General features: G+C 57.5%; 1 pseudogene. It reads right to left on the bottom strand.

The features are described 5' to 3' along the window. Positions 1 to 402 (bottom strand): annotated as a pseudogene (locus tag JWG88_RS21465) (alpha-amylase); the annotation flags it as partial.

Below are 402 nucleotides of genomic sequence, written 5' to 3'. Positions count from 1 at the left end.
CCAGCCATACTGCTGGCGCGCCCGGATCAATCCTTCCAGTTCAGGGATCACCGGCATCTCAATTTTGTGCTTCTCGCCGTCGCCGCCTTCATCTTCATAGGTCGCCCCAAACAGGTCGGGATAGAAGATGGTGGGCACACCCTGTTCACGTAACAGGATCAGCGCATAGGCCAGTGGTTTAAACCAGGCTTCTACCGGCGCTTCCAGCGACTGCAGCGGCTGGGTGTCGTGGTTAGCCACGATCGTCACGGCATGCCACGGATCAGCGACCACCAGCGAGTTAGCAAAGATCTGGCTCATATCGTAGGCGCTGCCCGCAGTTGAAGCCTGGTGGAAGTTCATGTGCAGTGGCGCATCAAACAGCATGGTTTTGCCTTCCACCTGACGCACATACTCCTGCAG

This window comes from Desulfopila inferna, from assembly GCF_016919005.1.
In the GTDB taxonomy this organism is placed as follows: domain Bacteria; phylum Desulfobacterota; class Desulfobulbia; order Desulfobulbales; family Desulfocapsaceae; genus Desulfopila_A; species Desulfopila_A inferna.
The sequence above is the reverse complement of the archived record's forward strand: the minus strand, read 5'-3'. Positions and strand labels throughout refer to the sequence as shown.